Source organism: Vreelandella neptunia, from assembly GCF_022489065.1.
GTDB classification, from domain to species: domain Bacteria; phylum Pseudomonadota; class Gammaproteobacteria; order Pseudomonadales; family Halomonadaceae; genus Vreelandella; species Vreelandella neptunia_A.
On record NZ_JAKVTW010000005.1, the window covers coordinates 42,277 to 65,505 of the forward strand.

Genomic DNA, 23,229 nt, shown 5'->3' on the forward strand with positions numbered 1-23,229 from the left:
GTATTGTTATGAGGCTGCGGGCAGGAGGGTGTGATGACGCGCTATGAAGAGGTGGCTACCATTTTGCGGGAGCGTATCGAGCACGGTATTTACCGTGTGGGTGATCGCTTACCGTCTATTCGTGCGGTTTGCCAGGAATTCGAGGTCAGCATTTCCACTTCTCAGGAAGCCTACCGGCAACTGATGGATGCAGCATTGATCGAGTCGAGGCCTAAATCAGGCTACTTCGTGCTGCCAAGTAGGGCGCCATCGGTGTTGCCCTCAGTCTCCCGCCCTGCCCAGCGCCCGCTCGATGTTTCCCAATGGGATCAAGTGCTTGAGCTCGTCGCCACTCAGCGGGATGACGTGCGGCTACTGCTGGGGCGTGGTGTGCCGAATTTTGAGTATGAAACGCTGCGGCCGTTGTCGAAAATCCTTGCCGGGCTGCATCGCAGCAGTGACCTACACGGGTTCAACTACGACAAGCTGAGCGGTAGCCCCGAGTTGCGTCAACAGGTAGCACGACTGGCCATTACTTCTGGCTGTCTGCTTCACCCAGACGACATTATGATCACTACCGGCTGCCAGGAGGCATTGGCCATCTCTCTGCGCACGCTAACCCAGCCCGGCGATGTGGTGGCCGTAGACTCGCCGAGCTTTTACGGCACAATGCAGATATTGAAAGCCAACGGCTTAAAAGCGCTGGAAATCCCCACTGATCCGCAAACGGGTATCAGCCTGGAAGCGTTAGAGCTGGCGCTGGAACAGTGGCCGATTCGCGCGATACAGGTCACGCCGACCTACAATAACCCGCTCGGCTACACCATGAGTGAGGCGCGCAAGCGGGCGCTGTTTCAGCTCGCTCAGCGTTTCGACGTGGCGATTATCGAAGACGATATCTACGGTGATTTGTCATTCTCCCTACCCAGGCCGCGCACCGTGAAATCCTTCGACGACGATGGTCGAGTGATGCTGTGTAGCGGTTTTTCTAAAACCGTGGGGCCGGGGTTGCGGGTGGGCTGGCTGGCGCCGGGCCGCTACCGTGATCAGGCGCTGCATATGAAGTATGTCTCCACCGGGGCATCGGCTACGCTGCCGCAGCTTGCAGTGGCGGAGTTCGTCGCCAAAGGGCACTACGAGCGCCACGTCCGTTACGCCACCCGACAATATCAGCGCCAGCGCGATATCATGATCAGCTGGGTGCTGCGTTACTTCCCTAAGGGCGCAGGTATCAGCTACCCCCAAGGCAGTTTTTTGCTATGGGTAGAGCTACCCGCCGCCGTGGACTGCGTGCGCCTTAACGAACGCTTGGCGCAGCGTGCTATCCACGTGGCACCGGGCTCGCTGTTTTCAGCCTCAGGCAAGTTCCGCCAGTGCCTGCGCTTGAACTACGCTTTTACCCTCACTCCTATCATTGAAGCGGCTGTGCGCACCGTGGGGGAGTTTGCCACCGAGATGGTGGAAGAGGCGCAGGCGCACGAGGTGGAGGTAGAGTGAAGGTAGTAACATTGGCCGTAGGCGTTTAATACCATGAGGGAGCCAATATGCAATCCAAAGAACACTGGGAAAGGGTATACACCAAGAAAGCACCCACAGAGGTGAGCTGGTTTCAGGAGCATGCAGCACTTTCTGTAACGCTAATTCGCAAGGCAGGCATTCCCACCTCAGCGTCAATTATTGATGTTGGTGGCGGGGCATCAACGTTGGTAGATGACATGTTATCGCTTGATTATGAAAAAGTTACCGTGCTGGATTTGTCGTCCTCCGCTCTTGCCACAGCAAAAGAGCGCATTGGCAAGCGTGCATCACACGTCATATGGCGTGAAGAAAATGTTCTGGAGGCTGAGCTTCCTGAGCATGGCTATGACGTTTGGCATGATCGCGCCGTTTTTCATTTCCTCATGAGTGAAGAAGAGCGTCATCGTTATGTCCAAAAAGTGATGGGGGCTGTTAAACCGGGCGGTCTTGTGATGGTGGCGACCTTTGCCGTAGATGGCCCAACTCAATGCAGCGGGCTTCCCGTGATGCGCTACAGTGCTGGCGCGTTGCATTCAGAGTTTGGTGAACCGTTCGAACTTATCGGTCACGAAAAAGAGACACACCACACGCCGGATGGCAGTGAACAAAAATTTATATACTGTCTTTGTAAGAAAACGGTGTAACCACGGCATCATTTGACTGGCCCTTGAAATTGTTTCGGTTCCTTCTGGAGCGTGACGGGACAGGCTATTCATTTGGGTTCCAAACCTGGCGCTCACTATAGAAAGTTTCATTTGCGCGATAGTTTGGCCGGGATGTTGGCAGAAACTTGGCAGCACAAATTCTTGGCTATCTGGAAACTGTTAGGCCAGTCAGCGATGCCTGACTATCAAGTGCTTCCTGGTCAAAAGTGGCGACAAGCTGTCGAGAGGGCGCTTTGCCCTAGCGGTCAGAAGGTGCTTCTGAACTTCTCCACTATTGGGCAATGAGGGTTGCCTTACGTCAAATCCATAAACGGATTATAGGCGACTTCCCAGTAGTGGCCTTCGGGGTCGCGGAAGTAGCCGGAATAAACACCCCGAGATCTAGCTGGGAGGCTTAAAATGTTGCCGTGCCTGCTCTACGCGTTCGCGGGTAACGCAGTTTAGTGAGTGGTCGTTGAGCAGCCCCATGGCCTGCATAAACGCAAAGGCGGTGGTGGGGCCGAAAAACTTCCAGCCACGTTTTTTTAACTCCTTGGCAAGGGCGACGGATTCTAGCGAGGTGGTCTGAGTTTTTGGCGTTGCCAACTCGGCTGGCTCATAGCGCCAGAAGAATGCTGCCAGCGAGCCTTCTTGCTCGACCATCTCCTTGGCACGCTGGGCATTATTGATGGTCGCTTCGATTTTTCCACGATGGCGAATAATGCCTGCGTCTTGAAGTAAACGCTGCACATCGTCTTCGCCAAAGTGGGCGACTTGATGGAAATTGAAGTGGTGAAAAGCCGCACGAAAGTTTTCGCGCTTATTCAGAATCGTGCGCCAGCTTAAGCCCGACTGAAAGCTCTCAAGGCAGAGCTTTTCGAACAACCGCTGATCATCATCTACCGGAAACCCCCACTCACTATCGTGATAGGGCAGAAACTCCGCCGCACCACCACACCATTGGCAGCGGGGGTGTCCATCAGGAGCAATAAAATCGTTAGCCATCAGTTACTCACCTATCACTCAAACCACTCTTGAGCCGTACGCCACAGACACATACCGATGAAATAAGCCGATGTTATGCCCCATCCCCATAGCGCCCAGGCGGCGTGTACTGGGCTTGAGAGCACCAGTGACGTAGCACATACGCACCACGCCAGCGTAACGGCGATATTGAGCGGCATGAACAGGCGCACCCGAAAGGGGTGTAGAAACTTCATTCGGGTCACGGTGAGAATCGCCAGTAGCACGATAGAGGCAAAGGTGATGAACGGCGGGAAGTCGAGAATATAGAAGTAGGCGGCGGCGATATTCCAGGCGGCAGGAAAGCCAACGAAGTAATTATCCTGGCTTTTCATATCGACATTGCAGAAACAGAACATCGATGACAACAAAATGATAAATACTGATAGCAGCCCTAAATAGGGTGGCAATTCAATGAAGTAGTAAATGAATAGCGCGGGAATAAAGGCCCAGGTCAGGTAATCGATGACCATATCGAGCGTTGAACCATCAAAATGGGGCAGTATGGCCTTTACTTCATATTTGCGCGCCAAAGTGCCGTCGATGCCATCAATCATCATCGCTGCGCCTAGCCAGAGGAGGCAGGCGACAGGGTTATTGTCGACCAGTGCCAGCAGTGCCATGGTGCCGAGCAGCACGCCGCTGGCGGTAAATATGTGCACGCTCCATGCCTTACATCGTGAGGCGCGGGATTCTGTATGCGAAGAAAGAGATTGAACCACGTTGACCCCATTGGGAACGTGCTGTCCCCTTGCTGTTTGGTTGATAGATAGGTGTATAAAGAACGATACACTACTACAAGAATGAATCCAGAAAATACGTTGGCATACCATTCCGTGCCATATCGACCTAGTAAAATGACAATTAACCCAAGGAGATTGCTAATGACGACTGTGCGTACCGCAACCATTAAAGACCTTGATGCTTTAACCAATCTGCTCGATGGTTATCGTCAATTTTATAAGCAGCCGGGCGATGTTGGGGCGGCACGTGATTTTCTGCGCCAGCGCTTGGGGCTAGGTGATTCGTACATACTGGTTAGTGAAAACGGTGAAGGCGCACTCACCGGTTTTGTACAGCTTTATCCTGGCGTTTCCACGGTGGGATTGAATGCGCGCTGGACCTTAAATGATCTGTTTGTTCTGCCGGAGTGCCGTGATAAAGGGACAGGTAGGGCGTTAATGGAAGCAGCCACGCAACTTGCCCATGAGCATGGCGTGGCACGTTTGATATTAATGACGCAGGTAGAGAATGAACGTGCCCAACATCTTTATGAATCATTGGGCTGGCAGCGCAACACAGCTTTTTACGGCTATTTGCTGGATGTTAAATAACACGGCGTCATAGGTGTTGTGCTTAAGTGGCACTCTCCGGCAACTTGCACACATCCACCCACTCGGCGTTGACAAGCTCGGCTAGTCGCTTGGGGCTCAGGCGTACGGCGCTAGTGGGCGAGCCAGCGGCGGGAAGCACTTCATCATAAGCGTGGAGTGACTCATCGCAGTACACCGGCAGGTTGGTGGCTAGCCCAAAGGGGCAAACGCCGCCGACCGGGTGGCTGGTTAGCTCCATTACCGTCTCGGCGTCGAGCATTTTGGCTTTGCCGCCGAAGGTATCGCGAATCTTGCGGTTATCGATTCGCGCATCGCCACTCGCAACAATAAGCAGTGGTTTTTCATCGACTTTGAACGCCAGGGTTTTGGCAATTTGGCCCGGGGCCACGCCGTGGGCATCAGCGGCGAGTTGCACGGTGGCGGTACTGGTTTCGAGCACTTCGATTTTTACATCCGGCGCGTGCTCGGCAAGGAACTGGCGAACGGTCTCAATACCCATCATGAACTCCTTGGTCGGTAAAATTAGTCGGTTAAGAGACTAATCTAACGCGCGTTCGATGATTTAGCCAAGCCACGCCGGGGTAGTGATCTTGGCAGGTTCGCGCTGCATGATGATCTCGCCGTGGCGCACCGAAAGCAGCACCTCGCCTTGATTGCGTAGCACGCTGTAGTCATCCTCGCCTTCCAGCAGGTTGAAGCTAGCGGGTTTGCCGACCTCGATGCCGTAACGCTCCTCAATATTCATTGTGCGGGCGCTGTTATCGGTAATTAGCGAAAGCGCGCTGCTGAAGTCTTGATAGCCCATCATTTGGCAAATATGCAGGCCAAAATCCAGCGTTCTTAATAGTTTGCCGTTACCCAGTGAATACCAAGGGTCGAATATGGAGTCCTCGGCAAAGCAGACGTTAATGCCCGCAGCGTTGAGTTCTTTTACACGTGTTACGCCGCGGCGTTTCGGGTAAGTGTCGAAACGCCCTTGCAGGTGAATGCTTTCGGTGGGGCAGGAGACAAAGTTGATGCCCGAGCGTTTGAGCAGCAGGAATAGCTTGGAGCAGTAGGCGTTATCGTAGGAGTGCATCGCCGTGGTGTGGCTAGCGGTGACGCGGCTGCCTAAATCGTTAAACAGTGCTTCGCAGGCCAACACTTCGAGAAAGCGCGAATTGGGGTCATCGATCTCATCACAGTGTACGTCCACCAAACGATCGTATTTGATCGCAAGCTCAATTACCCGCTTCATGGAGGCCACGCCTAGCTCGCGGGTGTATTCAAAATGAGGGATGCCGCCAACGACATCGGCGCCAATTTCCAGCGCTTCTTCCATGAGCCTATCGCCGGCGGGGTAGGAGAGCAGGCCATCTTGAGGGAAGGCCACCACCTGAATATCAATCTTATCCTTCAGTTCATCCCGCAGCGCGCATAGGGTTTTCAAACCAACTAGGCTGGGGTCGCTGGTGTCGGCGTGGGTGCGCACGAATTGAACACCATTTCCAATCAGCAAATTAAGCGTTTTTAGTACCCGTTCGCGAATATCAGCTTCCGTGAGCATTGGCTTACGCTCGCCCCAGCGCTCAATGCCTTCAAATAGCGTACCACTCTGGTTCCAGTTGGGTTCACCGGCGGTAAGGGCTGCGTCTAAATGAATATGTGGCTCGATAAAGGGAGCGCAAATCAGTTTGGCACCCGCATCTATCTGCCCTTCGCTTCCGGTTTGCGGTGCATCTTGGGCGGTAATAGATGCGAAAAGGCCGTTCTCAATCTCGACTCGGTAAAGCTCGGGGCGCTGGCGTAAACGGGCGTTAATAATCTGCATGCGCATATAAAAAAGGGCTCACTTATTGTTTGGCGATGGAAGGGAGGCTATCGCTCAGCGTAGCGTGGTTTACGCGAAGCAGCACTGCATAGCTGCCCGCTGCGACTGCTACACCTACCAGCGGCGGCAGCAAGGGCGAAAAGTAGGCGGCCCCAGCGCCAAGGGCATAGGCGGCTAGACCTCGGCGGTTGAAGTCGGGAAGTTGAGCGGTATCTAACGCGGGGTAGCGGCCTTTATGCTTCAGCCAGAAGTCCGCCATGATCACCCCACCCATGGGCGGGATAAAGGTGCCCAGCAATACCAAAAAAGGGATTAGCAGGTTGTACATACCGCCAACCGCCAGCACGGTGCCAATGGCCGCGCCGCCTACTGTTACCAAGCGGCGTTTTTCGGTGCGCAGCAAATTGCAGCCTGCCACGGCGAAGTTGTAAATGGTGTTGTCTTGGGTGGTCCAAATATTTAGAAACAACATCAGCACGGCAATGGTGACAAAGCCTTGGGCGATCAATACATCGACAATGTCCGCCTGCTGGTAAATCATGGTGCCTAGCGCCCCGGTCAGCACCATTAGTCCGTTACCCACAAAAAATGCTGCCAGGGTCGCGATCACGGCAATTTTCGGCGTCTTGGCAAAGCGGCTCCAATTAGTCGCTTGGGTACCGCCGCTAATAAAGGTACCAATAATCACGGTAATCGCAGCCGCCACACTCATGCTCTCCGTAGGTGTCTGCTGGCTTAGCCCGGCAAAGCCGCGTACATCCACCAGGCCGGTGAATAGGCTTATCAATATAAACAGCATCATTGCTGGAACAGCAAAGCGCGAAAGCCAGTCCATGCCTTTGTAACCGATCATGGCAGTCACACAAAAACCAAACCCAAAAAGCACCATTAAGGGGATTTTCAGCCATTCAGGCATCCCCGTGGTGCGTACTAATACCAACGCGATGGTCGCTGTCCCCCAGGCGTACCAGCCAATTTGGGTAAAGCCGAGGATGAAATCGGAGAGCTTGCTGCCCTTCTCGCCAAAGCAGAAGCGCCCCATGAGCACCGAATTAAGCCCGCTTTTGCAGGCGATGTAAGCCAGTACCGCCGCGTAAGACCCCAGCAACAAATTGCCTATTAAAATGATCCATAACAGCTGACCAATCGGAAAAGCTTGGCCTAGCGTGCCACCAGCCCACATGGTAGCGGTAAAAAAGGTGAAACCAAGCAGTACTGCTGAGGTGGAAAGTAGCCCCTTACGGGCACCGGTAGGGACTTCGCTAAGCGGATAATCAGACTGGTGCATCACGGTCTCCTAACATAAGTAATTCATCGATAAGCCAACTACTTACTTAGCAAGAGATGTGCCAAAAGTTAAAAGTCGGCAATAATGATTATGGCGTGTGATTTTTAAAACATTCCTACACTTTTTAATGATAGTTTAGTAATTAAAGCTCAATAGTTTTTGTTTGTTAGTCGGCGTCATTAGTAGACACACAAGATTGTTCATCGTCTTTACGGTTAGATGGTTACGGTGCTGCAATTGAGGAAGCAGAATCTATGCAAGAACCCAAACATAAGAACACTTTGCTGCCTGGGGTTAAATTGCCCTGGCACCGTACGCTGGTGGGTAAAGTGGTCATGTTTATGCTATTGGGTGTGCTTTTTGCGTATTTGTCGGGTGCATTTTCGGGTTTTTTGATGGTTGAGCGCGGGGCTAGAGAACAGTGGTGGCGCGAAGCTGAAGTCAACGCTCAGATAGTGAGCGCTACTATTCGGCGTATTTATACCTCTGTTGCAGTGAAAACAGATGGCACCGGTCAAGTCACACATATTATTTCCCAGCGCCCCATTGGCGATGAAGAGTCGGTGCTGGAAACAGGTTTTAGTCCAGTTGATGTGCTAGCGCTGGCTAGTGCACAAACGCGAAATAATGTTTGGTTAATGACTAAAACACCACAAGGTTCCCTCACCGTTGTAGCAGATGCACTTAATACGCCTTCAGACTCTCCTCTCAGCTTGAGAGTAAACGTTTGGCAAACAAAAGCAGCAGCGGCTGATTTTTTTGTGGGGTTTGCCCGCATTGGTAACGAAGAGCATTTTATTAGTTCGCTGCCTATTGTTACCCCTAATGGTCAATTGTTGGGCGTTATAGTATCCACAATAGGCCAGAAAGAGGGGCTATATCAGATGCGCAATGATCTGATCAGCAAAGCATTTTGGGCACTGCTGGGAGTCCTGATTGCGACTGCTTTGCTCGTCACTCTATTAATGCGGCAGTTGTTTAAACCTGTGCCCGCATTAGTTAGGTCGCTAACTGACATTGCTAAAAACCAGACGGCTAATGCCACGCCTTTCACCGATCGGAATGATGAAATTGGCCGGATGGCGAAGGCCATTGATGCCCTGCGCAAGAAGGTAATAGAGCGGGAGCACTTATTAGAAGTAAAAGACGAAGCACTGCGCTTTCAGCATCTTGCACATCATGATGAGTTGACCAAACTGCCCAACCGTATACAGCTGAATGACGCCCTTAAGGCCGCAGTGCACTCACTGCTTCAAGGCGACGTATTTAACGTCATGTTGTTTGACCTTGATCACTTTAAAGAAGTGAACGATAGCCTGGGCCATGCGGCGGGTGATGCGCTGTTAATAGAGGCTAGCCAGCGGGTGCAGGGGTTGCTGACAGACAACGATTTAGTGGCAAGGTTAGGCGGTGATGAATTCGCAATAATTCAACCCGTATCGCGTAGTGCAAAGACAGAGGCTGAAGCGCTGGCAGGCGCTATTGTTGCTGCTTTGCGCGAGCCTTATCAGATTGATAATCAAGACGTACAGGTGGGTGTTAGCGTTGGTGTGGCCACCGCGCCTGCGGATGGACGTAACAGCCACGATCTTCTGCGTCACGCCGATTTGGCCCTTTATGCGGCCAAGGCGAAAGGACGTGATCGCTACATGCTGTATACCGCAGGGATGACCATGGACGCCGGTATCATTGAAAAGAGGTAAGTCTATGAAATGGCTAGCAGCTGTATTTCTCACCACGACCTTGTGGCAGGGGGCTCACGCAAGTGAACAGATAGCTTCCTCGCCCACCTTGACGCGAATTGCCTCCGCCGGTGAAATTACGATAGGGCACCGCTCCAGCGAAATCCCCTTTTCCTATGTGGTGGATGGGAAGCCGATGGGCTATGCCATTGATCTATGTCTAAGCATTATAAACGGGTTGAGTGAAACGCTGGGATTGAGCGAGCTAAAGGTATCCTATGTGCCGGTAACGCCGGCAAATCGATTTATATTAGTGCGCAATGGCGAGGTCGATATCGAGTGTGGCGTGACCACCAATACCCCCGAGCGTCGTCGCCAGGCAGCATTTTCATACCCTCATTTTCTCACCGCCACGCGCTACGTATCCCTGGCTGAGCAGCACATGGAAAGCGTGCAAGATCTAGCTGGCCGCAGCGTTGTTTCAACCACCGGCACCGTCAATATTGCCCAGCTCAACGAGCTTAATCGAACCCAAGGGCTGAATATATCGGTAATGCTGAGCCGTAACCACGAAGAAGCTTTTTCCATGGTGGCTTCAGGGCAAGCATCTGCCTTTGTCATGGACGATATATTACTAGCTGGCTTGATTTCCTCAGCCACTGACCCTGCTGCCTTTAAGATATCTCAGGCAAGGTTGAGCAGCGCGGAGCCTTACGGTTTGATGATGCCGCCGGATAACCGTGTACTGAACTTACCCTTGGCACCAGAGCTTGCCGCAATTTTCGCCAACCCTGAGCACTCCATAGAGTAAAGGAGGTATGTCATGCGCAAGCGTTTTCTGGTTGGATGGAGTAGCTTATTGGCCCTGGTGTTGAGCGGTGGAAGTGCATATGCAACAACACCTATTAATACGCTGGAGCGAATAGAAGAGACAGGGCTCTTACGTGTTGGTTATGGTGATACTGCACCATTCTCTTATGAGGATAGTCAGGGCAATGTGGTGGGCTACTCGATCGATATTTGCCAACGCTTAGCGAAACGCCTGCAAAGGCAGTTGGATCTGACATCACTTGATATCGTCTATGTACCTCGAACGCCCAGTAATCGGATACAGGTGCTCAATAGCGGCGATATCGATATCGAGTGCAATGCCAGTACTAACAATGAAGAACGGCGGCGTAGCGCGCAATTTGCGCTTAGCCACTATTTTGTTTCGGTGCGCTATGTCGCCTTGCAATCGAGTGGCTTTACGACGCTGGAAGATTTATCCGGACGAAGCGTAAGCGTAGCGCGAGGAACAGTTAATGTCAGCCAAATCAATCAGGCGAATCGAGAGCGCCAACTGAATCTTTCCGTTGTGCCTGTAGAAACGTTACAAGCTGCATTCGATTTAGTCGCCGAGGGGCGTGTAGCCGCGTTCGCAATGGACGATGTACTCCTCAGCACAATGATTGCGGAAACCGCTAATCCTGATGCTTACGCCCTGTCTGAAGAAGCTATCAGCGCTATTGAGCCGTTAGGTTTTATGATGCGGCTGGGGGATGACGCTTTCGCAGCAGAGGTGAATAAAGCCCTCGCACATATTTATATTGATCCCGAAATGCTACTGCTTTATGAGCGCTGGTTTCAACAGCCGCTGCTGGATAAAGGTATTACCCTGAACGTACCAATGAGCGACGCGTTAGCGGAGCACTTCATGGCATTACCACACACTGAACAATGACAGCTGTCTCGTCATCGATTTGATTGCGCGCTTAACTTTAAAGTTAACTAGCTAATGACTCTGCTGCTTTTTTAAGTGGCGGAAATGCAATGGTTCTTATTTAGTGTTTAATGATCAGTTAACTTGGCTGTGTAATTAAAATAAATAACTCAAGTTTGTCGGTTAAGCGCCGATAAATGTCCCTCTTAGATAAGTGATTTCGTAAACGTAATTAAAGTATTCTCTTACTTATGAGTACGAAGCGCCTAAATTTTATTCGCCAGTCATCGCTGATGACACGTATATGCCTTACATGGAGGCACCCAGCACGTTATGAATCGTATGCTTAGTAATACCTCAGTCAAAACGAGTTTGACCGCTGTTTTAACAGTTTTTTCATTGCTGATAATCACCATTGCCGCGCTCGGTTACCAAGCAGGTAAAAGGGGAGATACCGCGTTGCAGGCGCTTGATTATGCAGCAATGCACGAAATGCTACCCCTTAATTTAAGTCGCGTTAACCTTGCCAATGCCAAACTCTATTACACGAATAGTTTTTACGCTGAACAGTCTGGCGATGCTGAGATGGCGAGTCGCTATTTAGCGCAAGCACAACAGTTTCATGTGGCGTCAGTCGAAGAGTTCTCTACTTTACTGACGCCGTAAAGGGCGAGGCACAGCGTGAGCTTGTGGAGCCGCTGGTTGAAGCCTTCAACTCAATGGTGGCGCAAGTACTTATTCCTCAGGAAGAAGCATTGCAGCAGGGAAATGAGAATGCTTTTTTAAGCGCGAAAGAGGCTGAGGCGGCAATAAGCGAGGAATTATTGGCAGCCAGCCAGCGCTATAATGCCTCAACAGTAGCGTTTGGCGATCAACTCACGGCTGATTATGAAAGTGAAATGCGGGTTTTTGGCCTTATCGAATTGATCGTTCTAGTGCTGGCAGCATTGATGGTGCTGTTTGTGCGTATCGCCATGGTGGGCGCCATTGTGAAGCCGCTGGACGAAGCTGTTGTCCACTTTGAACGTATTGCTCAGGGGGATTTATCCGCACGGGTCAGTGATCGAGGCCGTAATGAGATTGGCAAACTATTCACCGCCATGCAGCATATGCAGAGTGGTTTAGCCAAAACCGTCTCTGAAGTACGCGACAGTAGTGGCTCCATTCATATTGGCGCTCGTGAAATTGCGAGTGGTAATGCGGATCTATCTTCTCGCACCGAGCAGCAGGCCGCTTCACTACAAGAAACCGCAGCAAGCAAGGAGCAATTAACCGCCACTGTGAGACAGAATGCTGATAACGCTCGCCAAGCCAGCACGCTTGCGAACGATGCTTCTAGTACTGCCGTTCAGGGCGGCGAGGTGGTGGAGCAAGTGATCACTACCATGCACGGTATTTCAGGCAGCTCACAGAAAGTAGCTGATATTATTAATGTTATTGATTCCATCGCCTTTCAAACCAATATTTTGGCACTCAACGCCTCAGTAGAGGCAGCGCGCGCAGGTGAGCAAGGGCGTGGCTTTGCGGTGGTGGCCAGCGAAGTACGCAACTTGGCCAGCCGCAGTGCGGATGCGGCCAAAGAGATCAAAGCATTGATTGATGCTTCATCAACGCAAGTGGACGAAGGCTCTGCGTTAGTGGAAAGCGCTGGTGCCACCATGCGTGAAGTTGTCTCTTCTGTGCGCCGTGTCACGGACATTATGGATGAAATATCCGCTGCATCGCAGGAGCAGAGCTCCGGTATTGAGCAGGTCAACCAAGCGGTATCCCAGATGGATGAGGTGACCCAGCAGAACGCAGCACTGGTGCAAGAAGCCTCTTCGGCGGCAAGTTCACTGGAAGAGCAGGCGGCGCGGCTTGAAAGCGTGGTGTCTTCGTTTCGCTTAGCTGAAGGAGAGACGCTAGCGACTCATACTTCACTGGCCCCACCTAGACATCAGCCCGCGCTTAAACGGCCCGCCCCACGGGCTGCTCAAGCCAGTAACAGTGCAGACCAGGAGTGGGAGGAGTTTTAAGGATTCGGTTGATTCAGCAGCCCGCGCATTAACGTTTCGACAATAGCATCACGCTCGTTCGCTAAAGCGTACTGCTGCGGATCCTGCAGCCAATCAAAGCATACGCCAATCAAAAAGCCATGAAATTGGCGGCGGGCGCTGGCCGGGGTGAGGTCAGCGCGTAAGTTACCGGCTACCTGGGCTTGTTCAAATAACTGTTCCACCTGAGCTTCAGCGTGCTTGGGGAGCTGAGTAATCATGCAGATTCGCGGGTGCTCATCTTCCAATTTTTCACAGCGGTGCAGTACGATGGTAATTGCCCGCTGTAGAGGTAAATCATGACATATAGCGGACAGTAAGCGCTGCGCGATATCGCGCAAACAAAGGGCAGGTGTTGTGCCAATTCGCTCGATAGTCTCATCGACAATTTCATCTAAAGGGATTCGTACCCGTTCCAGCAGTGCATCGAACACTGCTGCTTTATCTTCAAAGTGCCAATAGATTGCCCCACGAGTAACGCCTGCTGCCTCGGCAATATGCGCCAGCGTAGTGCGCGAAACGCCTTGAGCAAGAAAGGTGGTTTCCGCAGCGTCCAGAATCGCCTCACGAGTACGCTCAGCGTCGGCCTTACGACGGGACATGGCTGCTCCTATTAATAAAATTTTGAGTATTTTCGCATTGATGAATAGCAAAGTCGCTGAGTGATGATTATCATACACTTCACTGACATTCATGAATGTCAGTGAAGTGTACACGTTTTCGTCACTGTTTTGTAAAGCTTGGTTTAATAGCGACCTTGTTTAACAGCGACCTTTGCCCTCATCAAGGAGCCCACCGTGCCCGCCACTTTTATTCGCTCACTGCCTATTGTTATGGCTCTACTTGTGCTGATGGGTTGCGAACAACCTCAGGCGCAGCAAGAGGTGTCGGCCCGTCCGGTCAAATTGATGACGTTGGAAGCGGCCAATGGAGCTTCTTTGCGGCAGTTTCCCGCCCGGGTGGAGGCATCCACTCGCAGCAATTTGTCATTTCGCATGGCGGGTGAGTTGCTGGAACTAAACGTAAGTCCCGGGCAAAGAGTGAGCGAGGGTGAAATCATCGCGCGTATTGATGACCGTAACGCGCAGAGTGAGTTGGATAGCGCCCGCTCGCGTTTAGAGTTAGCTCAGGCAATGCTCGAACGCATGCGTTATACCCTGGAGCGTGGGGCGGTCAGCCAATCTCAGTTTGATGAGTCCCAAAGCGAATGGCGGGCCGCTCGCGCCACCTTTGAACAGGCACAAGAACAGGTTTCGCATACCCAGCTTCGCGCCCCTTATGACGGCGTTATCGCCCAGGTGCCGGTGGATAATCGCCAGATTGTCCAGGTGCAGGAAACCGTTGCGGTGATCCAGCAGCCGGGGCAGCTAGACGTCGTTTTTCATCTACCTGAGCAGATTGTTCAGCGCCTGCCTAGAAGTGAATCGGGAAGACCGCTTGGCGACGATTTAGCCTATGAAGTGCGCTTTGGTAACAGCGATAAGCCCTATCTTGCCCAGTTAGCGTCTTATACCACCCAGGCCAGCGCGCAGAGTTTGGCCTATGAAATCACCCTGACACTTCCCCAGCCCTACGACATCACGTTATTGGATGGAATGAGTGCCAATGTGAGGCTGGATTTGAGCACGTTACAAACCCAGGGAGATTCTCCGCTCTGGCACTTGCCTGCTGATGCCGTGAGTTATGCCGGTAATGACCCTGACCAAGCCCAGGTATGGCGATTTGTAGCGCCTAAAAGCGTTGAAGCGGTGCCGGTGGATGTCGGTCGATTAGCCGCAAACGGGCTTGAGGTTAGCGGCGCGCTCGAAGCCGGTGACCGGATTGTGGCTGCTGGGGCTCATCGTTTAACGGCGGAAACCACGGTGACACCGTGGGAAAAAGAGCAGGGGCTTTAATATGGTCGACTACTTTTTACGCCACCGGGCAGCCAGTTACTTAATGACAGTGGTGCTGCTGGCGGGCGGCGCACTGTCGTTTTTAGGCATGGGCCAGCTGGAATTCCCCGAGTTCACCATTCGGAATGCGCTTATTACTACGCAATACCCAGGCGCGACACCTGAGGAAGTTGAGCAGGAAGTTACCTCAACGCTGGAGCAATCTATACAAGAGATGTCGTCGATTAAGCGGGTTAGCTCGGTGAGCTCTGATGGCCTCTCGCAAATTACCGTTGAGCTGGAGAGTACGGTTCAGAACGAGGAACTGGAGCAGCTGTGGGATTCGCTACGTCGTAAGGTTCAGGATGCCCAGGCCGCACTGCCGCCAGGCGCCAGCCAGTCGCGCGTCAACGACGATTTTGGCGATGTATTTGGCTTTATGGTGAATTTGACAGGCGAAGGTTACAGCATGCCTGACCTTGCCGACCATGCGGATTTTCTCAAGCGCGAACTTGCGCTGGTAAAGGGTGTTGAGAAGGTGTCGCTGGGTGGCGAACATGAAGAGCGTATTTATATTGAAGTCGACCGTGAGCGCTTACGGGCGCTTAATATTCCGCTCACTCGCCTACAGCAACTGCTCGATACCCAAAACGCGGTGGCCGATTCAGGTCACCTTAAGCAGGATGGGCGGCGGTTTCGTATTACGCCTTCCGGCAGCGCAGCGAATATTGATGACCTACGTGCGTTAATCGTCAGCGAAGGCGACGGTGAACTGGTGCGACTAAGCGATATTGCTGATGTTACTCGTGGGCTGGCGGAGCAGCCTCAGCAGCTTTATCGCGATATGGGCCGCCCTGCGATCTCTATCGGCATTTCGTTTGAAAGCGGCGTTAATGTAGTTGAGGTAGGCGAACGCCTGCAACAGCGTTTGGATGAACTTCAGGCGCGGACGCCCTTAGGGATGGAGCTGAATATCGTTTACAACCAGCCCCAGGTGGTTGATGAGGCGGTATCTGGCTTCCTGATGAGCTTGATCCAGGCGGTCGCCATAGTGATTGTGGTGCTGATGCTGTTTATGGGCTGGCGCAGCGGGCTATTGATGGGGTTCATCCTGCTGATCACTATTATCGGCACCTTTATGATGATGCGCTTCCACGGCCTGCAGCTGGAAAAAATATCCCTGGGCGCGCTGATTATCGCTTTGGGTATGCTGGTTGATAACGCCATTGTCGTCACCGAAGGGATGCTGGTGGGCTTAAAGCGCGGCAGTTCCATCCGTGATTCGGCCCACCAGGTCATTCGCCAAAACGCCTGGCCCTTGTTGGCCGCCACGCTGATCGCTATTGCTGCTTTTGCCCCCATCGGCTTGTCGCCGGATACCACCGGTGAGTTTATCGGCTCGCTGTTTTTCGTGCTGCTCTACTCACTGCTGCTGAGCTGGATAACGGCACTGACGTTAACGCCGTTCTACTTTAAATTGTTTTTCCGTAACGTGGCGCCAGGGGATGGTCAGGAAGATCCCTATAAAGGCGTGGTTTATCGTGTTTTTGGTCGTGTGATTATTGCGGGGATTCGCTTTCGCTGGGTTACTTTGATCATGGTTCTGGCCATTTTGATCGCCGCCGGCTTCGGCTTTGGCTCGGTTAAAAATGCCTTCTTCCCGGCCTCTAATACGCCCATCTTCTTTGTCGATTACCGCACCCCGGAAGGCACCGATATTCTTGAAACCCAGCGCCGCGTTAGCGCGTTGGAAAATGCGGTCATGGATATGGAGGGCGTTAGCCATCTGACCACCACGGTCGGCGGTGGGGCGCAGCGGTTTACTCTGACCTATTCGCCGGAAGACCGCTACGCGAGCTATGCGCAGCTGATAGTCGAGACTGATAACAAAGCTATCCAGCGCGCACGTATGGCGGACGTTGAAGAGGTGCTAGAGCGTGAGCATAGCGATATCGATTATAAGATTGCCCCGCTGGAAGTCGGCCCCGCGCCTAAAGCCAAACTAGAGGCGCGCTTTTACGGTAGCGATCCAGCCGTGCTGCGCCAGTTAGGTGATCAGGTCGAAGCGATGTTCGGTGACACGCCGCATATGACCAGTGTGCGCACCAGTTGGCGCAATCGCGTTCAGGCGATCGAACCGGTGTTTCTTGAAGATACCGCACGGCGGCTAGGGGTTACTCGTGAGGATTTGGCGAGTACGCTTGCCTTAAGTACCAGCGGTAGTCAGGTGGGGATTTATCGCGATGGCAGCGATCTGATTCCTATGGTGGCGCGGGCGATACCGGGACAGCGCCATGACGTGGATAACCTTGGCTCACTGAACGTATGGAGCGAAGAGCAGGGGCGTTATATCACTGCTGACCAGGTAATTAGCGATATCTCCACCCGGGTAGCAGACCCGCTGATCATGCGCCGCAACCGTGAGCGGATGTTGGCAGTGTACGGTGAACCGGATCCATTGAGTGGGGTAACCGCCGCCAGCGTATTGGCAGAGATTCGCCCTCAAGTAGAAGCGTTAGAACTACCGTCCGGGTATCGGTTGGAGTGGGGCGGCGAGTATGAAACGGCCGGTGAGGCCCAAAGCGGGTTGTTTGCCTCGCTGCCATTAGGACTGGTGATGATGTTTATTATCACCGTGGTGCTGTTCAATAACTTCCGTCAGCCGTTGGCTATTTGGTCGCTGGTGCCGCTGACCATTATTGGTGTCGTCGGCGCGCTGCTGCTGACTGGGTTGCCCTTCTCGTTTATGGCACTACTCGGCACGCTCAGCTTGGTTGGCATGGTGATTAAAAATGCCATCGTGCTGGTGGAAGAGATCAACGTGCAACTGCCGTTACACGAAGATCGTTACCACGCCGTTGTACGTGCGGCGGTGAGCCGCGTTCGGCCTGTGGCGATGGCGGCACTTACCACCATGCTGGGGATGATACCGCTGATTAGCGATGCCTTCTTTGCCAGCATGGCGGTTGCGCTGATTGGTGGCCTCGGCATTGCCACCTTGCTCACCCTCGTGGTGCTGCCGGTAGTCTACTGTGTGCTCTACAGGATACGGATTCATGCGGACTAGCTAAGGGATTAATTAAGCGCTGCGGCGACTTCGTCGATCTGCAGCGCCAGACTCTGCAGGCCACCGCCGGAGAGGTACCAAATCGCAGGCGTTAGCATAACGACCTGCGCATTTTCCGCACCGGCGTCTGAAAGCGTTTGTGTTAATGCATCTGAGTCTGCTGGCTCATCACCAATGGCGGCGCTACGGTCAATCACTAGCACCATGTCTGGATTGATCTCGGCAATGGCGTCAGCAGAGAGTGGCGTGAAAGTGCGGGTGCCACGCTTTTCAGAGGTAACGCTATCTGGCATTTCAAGTGCTGCTACGCCCAGAACGTCGTGAACCACGGGGTGCCGGTTTAATATCAGGTTGCCGCCGTTATGCGTTACCACCAGGGTGCTTGGGGCATTGCTCAAGGCTTCACGCTGAGTCTCTATCTCGTTGTGCAGGATTTCAAGGGCGTCTTCCGCTTCGCTTTCCGCTTCTAGACGATTAGCTAGTTCGCGTACATTGGCGTTAAAAGCAGCCAAGTAGTCGTCACCACGGAGGCTGGTGTTGAGCAGCGGCGCAATATCGCCAAGCTCCTCTTCCCAATCACCTTGGCGGCCGGTATAGAGAATCAAAGTAGGCTCGCTTCCGCTAAGGGCTTCCATATCCGGTGAGCGCAGGCCGCCAATATCGGTGTAGGTTTCCGCTGCGTACTGCTCAAGGTAGTTCGGTAAGCTGGCTTTGGGCACGCCTACCACCTGCTCGCTCAAACCAAGCGCATCCAGAGTGTCCAGGCTGCCCAAATCAAAGGTGGCGATACGTTGATCGGCAGCAGCGCTGGCGGCTGAAAATAACAGAGTAGCGGCGAGCGTACTTGTTAGATTAGTTGAGAGCGTAGCGGCGAGAAGCTTAGGCATCATGGCAATTCCTTTTATGAGAAAAAATTCTATATGCGATAGTTTCTCATATTCTCAAGAAAGCCGTAATTTGTCGCCTCTCGATGAAGGAACAGCATGTTGCGATAAACGCTACCGCCCTCGAACTAGGAGGGCGGCGTATGCAAAGGAGCGCTTAAATCACGACGCGACCCGGAAAGGGTTGCGCGGATCGTTATCCCAGGCCAGGAAAGGCTGGCCGGTCTCTTGGGGCACCATGGTGATGCAGTTTTCTACTGGGCAGGTGATCTGGCACAGATTGCAGCCCACGCACTCCTCTTCAATTATCTCGTAACGCCGCGCGCCGTCCTGCTCAGTGAGCTTGGCAATCGACTGGTGGGAGGTATCCTCGCAGGCGATATAGCAGCGCCCGCACTCGATGCACAGGTCCTGATCAATCTTGGCGATGGTTTTGAAGTTGATGTCCAGGTTTTTCCAGTCGGTGGTTTGTGGTATCGCCTTGCGGGAAAACGCCTCAATGGAGTCGTAGCCTTTTTCCGCCATCCAACGAGAAAGGCCGTCCTTCATCTCTTCCACAATGCGAAAACCGTTGAGCATCGCCGCCGTACATACCTGCACGCTGCCGGAGCCCAGGGCGATAAATTCCGCTGCATCCCGCCAGGTGGAGATGCCGCCAATGCCTGAAATCGGTAGCGTCGGCGTTGCCGGGTCGCGGGCAATCTCTGCCACCATATTCATGGCAATGGGCTTCACGGCGCTGCCGCAATAACCACCGTGGGTGCTCTGATGGCCCACAGTGGGCTTGGCAACCATGTTGTCCAGGTCGATACTGGTGATTGAGTTGATGGTGTTTATCAACGACACCGCATCGGCGCCACCCCGCAGCGCCGCTTGGGCGCCCACGCGAATATCGGTGATGTTGGGGGTGAGTTTGACGATCACCGGCTTTGAGTAGTGCTTCTTACACCAGTAAGTAACTTTCTCAATCAGGTCGGGGTTTTGGCCCACCGCCGCGCCCATGCCGCGCTCCGGCATACCGTGGGGGCAGCCCAGGTTGAGCTCGATGCCATCTGCCCCGGTGGCTTCTACCAGCGGCAGAATATGCGCCCAGGCTTCTTCAATACAGGGCACCATGATGGAGACGATTAGCGCGCGGTCGGGCCAATCCTTCTTCACCTGGGTGATCTCTTTAAGATTGATCTCCAGCGAGCGGTCAGTAATCAGCTCGATATTGTTAAAGCCGATGACTTCGCGGTTTTTACCGTAGTGAGCGGAGTAACGGGAAGAGACGTTCACCGCCGGTGGTTCTTCGCCAAGGGTTTTCCATACCACGCCGCCCCAGCCCGCCTCATAGGCGCGTACCACATTGTAGGCTTTATCGGTGGGCGGGGCGGAGGCCAGCCAAAATGGATTGGGCGCTTTGATGCCAGCAAAGTTCACCGACAGGTCAACGCCGTTAACAACGCTGTCGCCGCTGTTTTTCTTACCTGGGAAAGAGAGAGGTGTGGTACTCATGCGGCCTCCTGCTTGGCGGCGAGCGCTTGATGAATGGCGTGAGCCGCCAGCTTGCCGTGCTGAACGGCTTGTACGGTGAGATCCTGGCCAGGTTTTACGCAGTCGCCACCGGCGTAAACACTGGGCAGTGACGTTTGGAACATCTCATTAACGTGAATACGTTCGCCGTCGCGAGCTAGCTCAGCGGCGGTGGCGTCGCGTAGGCTTTCGCCTTCGAAACCCTGGCCGATAGCGGTGAAAATGGCATCAGCGGCGATCTCAAAGGTTTCGCCAGTGGGCGTCAATCGGTCTGCTTGATCCGAGGTCTTGGCAAAACGCATACCCGCCACTCGGCCCTGTTCATCCAGCAGAATCTCGTCAGGCTGCGCCCAGGTGATCATGCGCACGCCGTTGGCCTTGGCAATCTCCTGTTCGTGGTCAGTGGCGGACATTGCCTCAACGCCGCGGCGGTAGACCAATGTGACTTCGGTAGCGCCCAGGCGGGCCATTTGGGTGGCCATATCGATCGCTGTATTGCCCGCACCAATTACGATGCAGCGTTTGGCCACAGTTAAACTACTCAGATCGTCGGACTGACGCAGGGTTTTGATGTAATCCACGGCAGGCATCAGGCCTGGTGCGTCTTCCCCAGTGAGGCCCAAAATGCGGCTGGCGCCTAGCCCCAAGCCCAGAAACACGCTGTCATACTGCTGATGCAGGGTAGCAAGTTCGAGGTTATAGCCGAGGCGATGACCGTACTGAATGTCGATGCCACCGATCTCCAGTAGAAACTCCACCTCTTTATGGGCGAAATCATCGGTCATTTTGTAACGGGCGATGCCGTATTCGTTGAGCCCGCCGGGCTTTTGTTCGGCTTCAAAAATGGTTACCTGATAGCCCAACATGGCGAGGCGGTGGGCACAAGAGAGCCCCGCAGGGCCAGCGCCGACCACAGCAATATGGCGGCCAGTGCTGGCGGCGCGTTTAAAGGGATGGCCTTCAAACTGCATATGGTCGGTAGCATGGCGCTGGAGTAGGCCGATCAGCACCGGCTGGCACTCGGCATCGTGGTTGCGCACGCAGCTGCGTTCACAGAGGATTTCGGTGGGGCATACTCGGGCGCAGCTGCCGCCTAAAATATTGGCTTCCAGAATGGTTTCCGCCGCACCGTTAATATTGTTCTCACTGATTTGGCGAATAAAGCTAGGAATATCAATATCGGACGGACAGGCCTCGACGCAGGGTGCGTCATAACAGTACAGGCAGCGTTGGCTTTCGATGATCGCTTGGCGATGGGTTAGCGGTGGGTGTAGATCGCTAAAGTTGCTTGTAAGCGTAGCTGGGTCGTAAGTACCGACCTCTTTTGCGCTGGGTAGATGGTTCAGTGGGCTAGTCACAGTAGAGCCTCCGCTGTTTTATAGAAACAACAGTTATTTAAGCGTCGCTTATCTTTTAACGGCGACTGGGGCGTTAAGCTCGGCACGCTTGGCGAGCAGCTCGAATACGCCGGGGTAGGCGGGGCGCTCTAAATAGCGGCCTGCGCCACGCTCGGCATGGAGTTCGCCGTCGCGCCACGTCCATTTGCCCTGGCTAATCGTATGGCGGGCAATGCCGCGCACCGTTTTGCCCTCAAAAATATTGAAGTCGACGTTTTGATGGTGAGTTTTAGCGGAAATCGTACGCGTGCCGTTAGGATCCCATACCACGATATCGGCATCTGAACCCACCTGAATGGCGCCTTTGCGTGGGTAAAGATTAAAAATCTTGGCGGTGTTGGTAGATGTGATGGCAACAAACTCCTGAGGTGAGAGCTTGCCGGTGTTGACGCCTTCGTCCCAAATGACCGCAAGGCGGTCTTCCACCCCGGCGGTGCCGTTGGGAATTTTGGTGAAGTCATCTTTCCCAGCGGCTTTCTGCTCCTCACAAAAGCAGCAGTGGTCGGTGGCGGTGGTTTGCAAATTGCCGGATTGCAGGCCATGCCAGAGTGCTTCTTGGTGGCCTTTGGGGCGAAAGGGCGGGCTCATCACGTGGGCCGCCGCCGTTGCCCAATCAGGGTTCTGATAAACGCTGTCATCAATCACCAGATGCCCCGCTAAGCATTCGCCAAATACCGGGTGGCCCTGCTGGCGGGCGTAGGCGATTTCATCCACTGCGTCCTTGGTGGAGACGTGTACTAAGTACACAGGCGCGCCCAAGGTGGAAGCAATACGAATAGCGCGGCTTGCCGCTTCGCCTTCGACCTGAGGCGGGCGGGAGAGCGGGTGGGCTTCCGGCCCGGTGATGCCCTGGGCGAGCAGCTTCTGCTGCATGTGGTAGACCAGCTCGCCGTTTTCCGCGTGAACAGTAGGGATAGCCCCCAGCTCCAGGCAGCGCGAAAAGCTCTCCACCAGGATGTCGTCGGTGGCCATGATTGCGCCTTTATAGGCCATAAAGTGCTTGAAGCTGTTAACGCCATGCTCCCGCACTAGGGTGCCCATTTCCTCTTTAACGCTCTCATCCCACCAGGTAATAGCCACGTGAAAAGCGAAGTCGGTGGCGGCTTTTTCCGCCCAGCCTTGCCAGGTTTCAAAGGCTTCCAGTAGCGATTGACCTGGGCTAGGAATCACAAAATCGATAATCGTCGTCGTGCCACCTGCCATGGCGGCGGCGGTGCCGGTGTAGAAATCCTCGCTTGCCACTGCGCCCATAAACGGCATCTGCATATGGGTATGAGGGTCGATACCGCCGGGCATCACCAACTGCTTGTTGGCATCGACAATTTCACAATCAGCGGGGACGTCTAAGTCGGTGCCGATAGCATGGATTTTACCGTCTATGCACAGTACATCGGCACGGTAGGTATCGGCATGGGTGACCACGGTGCCGCCCTTGATTAATAAACTCATTGTTAGCTCCTTTAGGGATTTATTAACAGG

Annotated in this window: 20 protein-coding genes; 10 read left to right on the forward strand and 10 right to left on the reverse strand. The window is 53.6% G+C overall.

What is annotated here, in order from left to right:
* Nucleotides 1-33 precede the first annotated feature (33 nt).
* Nucleotides 34-1,476, forward strand: coding sequence for a PLP-dependent aminotransferase family protein (locus MLE19_RS09210; RefSeq protein ID WP_240717885.1), 1,443 nt, complete (start codon nt 34-36; stop codon nt 1,474-1,476).
* A 47-nt stretch (nt 1,477-1,523) separates the two neighbouring features.
* Complete coding sequence (locus MLE19_RS09215; protein ID WP_240717886.1) at nt 1,524-2,141, forward strand: class I SAM-dependent methyltransferase; 618 nt, start codon at nt 1,524-1,526, stop codon at nt 2,139-2,141.
* A 402-nt stretch (nt 2,142-2,543) separates the two neighbouring features.
* Here the strand turns inward: MLE19_RS09215 and MLE19_RS09220 are convergent, their stop codons facing one another.
* Together MLE19_RS09220 and pcsA are read right to left on the reverse strand one after the other, a co-directional pair.
* Complete coding sequence (locus tag MLE19_RS09220; RefSeq protein ID WP_240717887.1) at nt 2,544-3,146, reverse strand: DNA-3-methyladenine glycosylase I; 603 nt, start codon at nt 3,144-3,146, stop codon at nt 2,544-2,546.
* Nucleotides 3,147-3,160: 14 nt separating this feature from the next.
* Nucleotides 3,161-3,886: a phosphatidylcholine synthase gene (gene pcsA / locus MLE19_RS09225; protein WP_425356804.1), complete on the reverse strand. Its 726-nt coding sequence runs from the start codon at nt 3,884-3,886 to the stop codon at nt 3,161-3,163.
* Between the two features lie 162 nt (nt 3,887-4,048).
* Between pcsA and MLE19_RS09230 the strand changes: the two genes are divergently transcribed.
* Nucleotides 4,049-4,498 (forward strand): GNAT family N-acetyltransferase, encoded by a 450-nt coding sequence (locus MLE19_RS09230; protein WP_240717889.1) that lies wholly within the window; start codon nt 4,049-4,051, stop codon nt 4,496-4,498.
* 22 nt (nt 4,499-4,520) lie between these two features.
* Here MLE19_RS09230 and MLE19_RS09235 read toward each other — a convergent pair whose 3' ends face one another.
* From MLE19_RS09235 to codB, 3 genes are all read right to left on the reverse strand, one after another.
* The gene (locus MLE19_RS09235) at nt 4,521-4,997 is read right to left on the reverse strand and encodes a YbaK/EbsC family protein (RefSeq protein WP_240717890.1); all 477 of its coding nucleotides are present in this window, start codon (nt 4,995-4,997) and stop codon (nt 4,521-4,523) included.
* 63 nt (nt 4,998-5,060) lie between these two features.
* The gene (gene codA, locus MLE19_RS09240; RefSeq protein ID WP_240717891.1) at nt 5,061-6,314 is read right to left on the reverse strand and encodes a cytosine deaminase; all 1,254 of its coding nucleotides are present in this window, start codon (nt 6,312-6,314) and stop codon (nt 5,061-5,063) included.
* A gap of 16 nt (nt 6,315-6,330) precedes the next feature.
* On the reverse strand, nt 6,331-7,596 hold the full coding sequence (codB, locus tag MLE19_RS09245) for a cytosine permease (RefSeq protein ID WP_240717892.1): 1,266 nt from the start codon (nt 7,594-7,596) through the stop codon (nt 6,331-6,333).
* A 254-nt stretch (nt 7,597-7,850) separates the two neighbouring features.
* Between codB and MLE19_RS09250 the strand changes: the two genes are divergently transcribed.
* The 5 genes from MLE19_RS09250 to MLE19_RS23030 all read left to right on the forward strand — a co-directional run bounded on the left by MLE19_RS09250 (nt 7,851) and on the right by MLE19_RS23030 (nt 12,995).
* Nucleotides 7,851-9,299, forward strand: a complete 1,449-nt coding sequence (locus MLE19_RS09250; protein ID WP_240717893.1) for a GGDEF domain-containing protein — start codon at nt 7,851-7,853, stop codon at nt 9,297-9,299.
* Between the two features lie 4 nt (nt 9,300-9,303).
* Nucleotides 9,304-10,089: an amino acid ABC transporter substrate-binding protein gene (locus MLE19_RS09255; RefSeq protein ID WP_240717894.1), complete on the forward strand. Its 786-nt coding sequence runs from the start codon at nt 9,304-9,306 to the stop codon at nt 10,087-10,089.
* A 12-nt stretch (nt 10,090-10,101) separates the two neighbouring features.
* Entirely contained in the window at nt 10,102-11,001 is a 900-nt protein-coding gene (locus tag MLE19_RS09260) for an amino acid ABC transporter substrate-binding protein (RefSeq protein WP_240717895.1), read from the forward strand.
* Nucleotides 11,002-11,313: 312 nt separating this feature from the next.
* Nucleotides 11,314-11,646: a Tar ligand binding domain-containing protein gene (locus MLE19_RS23140; protein ID WP_240717896.1), complete on the forward strand. Its 333-nt coding sequence runs from the start codon at nt 11,314-11,316 to the stop codon at nt 11,644-11,646.
* 23 nt (nt 11,647-11,669) lie between these two features.
* Nucleotides 11,670-12,995 (forward strand): methyl-accepting chemotaxis protein, encoded by a 1,326-nt coding sequence (locus MLE19_RS23030; RefSeq protein WP_340163101.1) that lies wholly within the window; start codon nt 11,670-11,672, stop codon nt 12,993-12,995.
* Here MLE19_RS23030 and MLE19_RS09275 read toward each other — a convergent pair.
* The gene (locus MLE19_RS09275) at nt 12,992-13,615 is read right to left on the reverse strand and encodes a TetR family transcriptional regulator (RefSeq protein WP_240717897.1); all 624 of its coding nucleotides are present in this window, start codon (nt 13,613-13,615) and stop codon (nt 12,992-12,994) included. The genes MLE19_RS23030 and MLE19_RS09275 overlap by 4 nt on opposite strands.
* A gap of 195 nt (nt 13,616-13,810) precedes the next feature.
* Here MLE19_RS09275 and MLE19_RS09280 point away from each other — a divergent pair, with 195 nt between their 5' ends.
* Nucleotides 13,811-14,908 carry an efflux RND transporter periplasmic adaptor subunit gene (locus MLE19_RS09280; protein ID WP_240717898.1) on the forward strand — a complete coding sequence of 366 codons (1,098 nt, stop codon included), beginning with the start codon at nt 13,811-13,813 and terminating at the stop codon, nt 14,906-14,908.
* A gap of 1 nt (nt 14,909) precedes the next feature.
* Nucleotides 14,910-17,954: an efflux RND transporter permease subunit gene (locus MLE19_RS09285; protein ID WP_240717899.1), complete on the forward strand. Its 3,045-nt coding sequence runs from the start codon at nt 14,910-14,912 to the stop codon at nt 17,952-17,954.
* 8 nt (nt 17,955-17,962) lie between these two features.
* On the opposite strand, the gene MLE19_RS09290 is transcribed toward MLE19_RS09285, so the two are convergent.
* The 4 genes from MLE19_RS09290 to hydA form a co-directional block, all read right to left on the reverse strand.
* On the reverse strand, nt 17,963-18,844 hold the full coding sequence (locus MLE19_RS09290; RefSeq protein WP_240717900.1) for an ABC transporter substrate-binding protein: 882 nt from the start codon (nt 18,842-18,844) through the stop codon (nt 17,963-17,965).
* A 156-nt stretch (nt 18,845-19,000) separates the two neighbouring features.
* Nucleotides 19,001-20,335 (reverse strand): NAD-dependent dihydropyrimidine dehydrogenase subunit PreA, encoded by a 1,335-nt coding sequence (gene preA, locus MLE19_RS09295; protein WP_240717901.1) that lies wholly within the window; start codon nt 20,333-20,335, stop codon nt 19,001-19,003.
* Nucleotides 20,332-21,711: an NAD(P)-dependent oxidoreductase gene (locus MLE19_RS09300; protein WP_240717902.1), complete on the reverse strand. Its 1,380-nt coding sequence runs from the start codon at nt 21,709-21,711 to the stop codon at nt 20,332-20,334. Before MLE19_RS09300 ends, preA begins: the two co-directional genes overlap by 4 nt.
* Before the next feature lie 48 nt (nt 21,712-21,759).
* Nucleotides 21,760-23,199 (reverse strand): dihydropyrimidinase, encoded by a 1,440-nt coding sequence (hydA, locus tag MLE19_RS09305; RefSeq protein WP_240717903.1) that lies wholly within the window; start codon nt 23,197-23,199, stop codon nt 21,760-21,762.
* Nucleotides 23,200-23,229 lie beyond the last annotated feature (30 nt).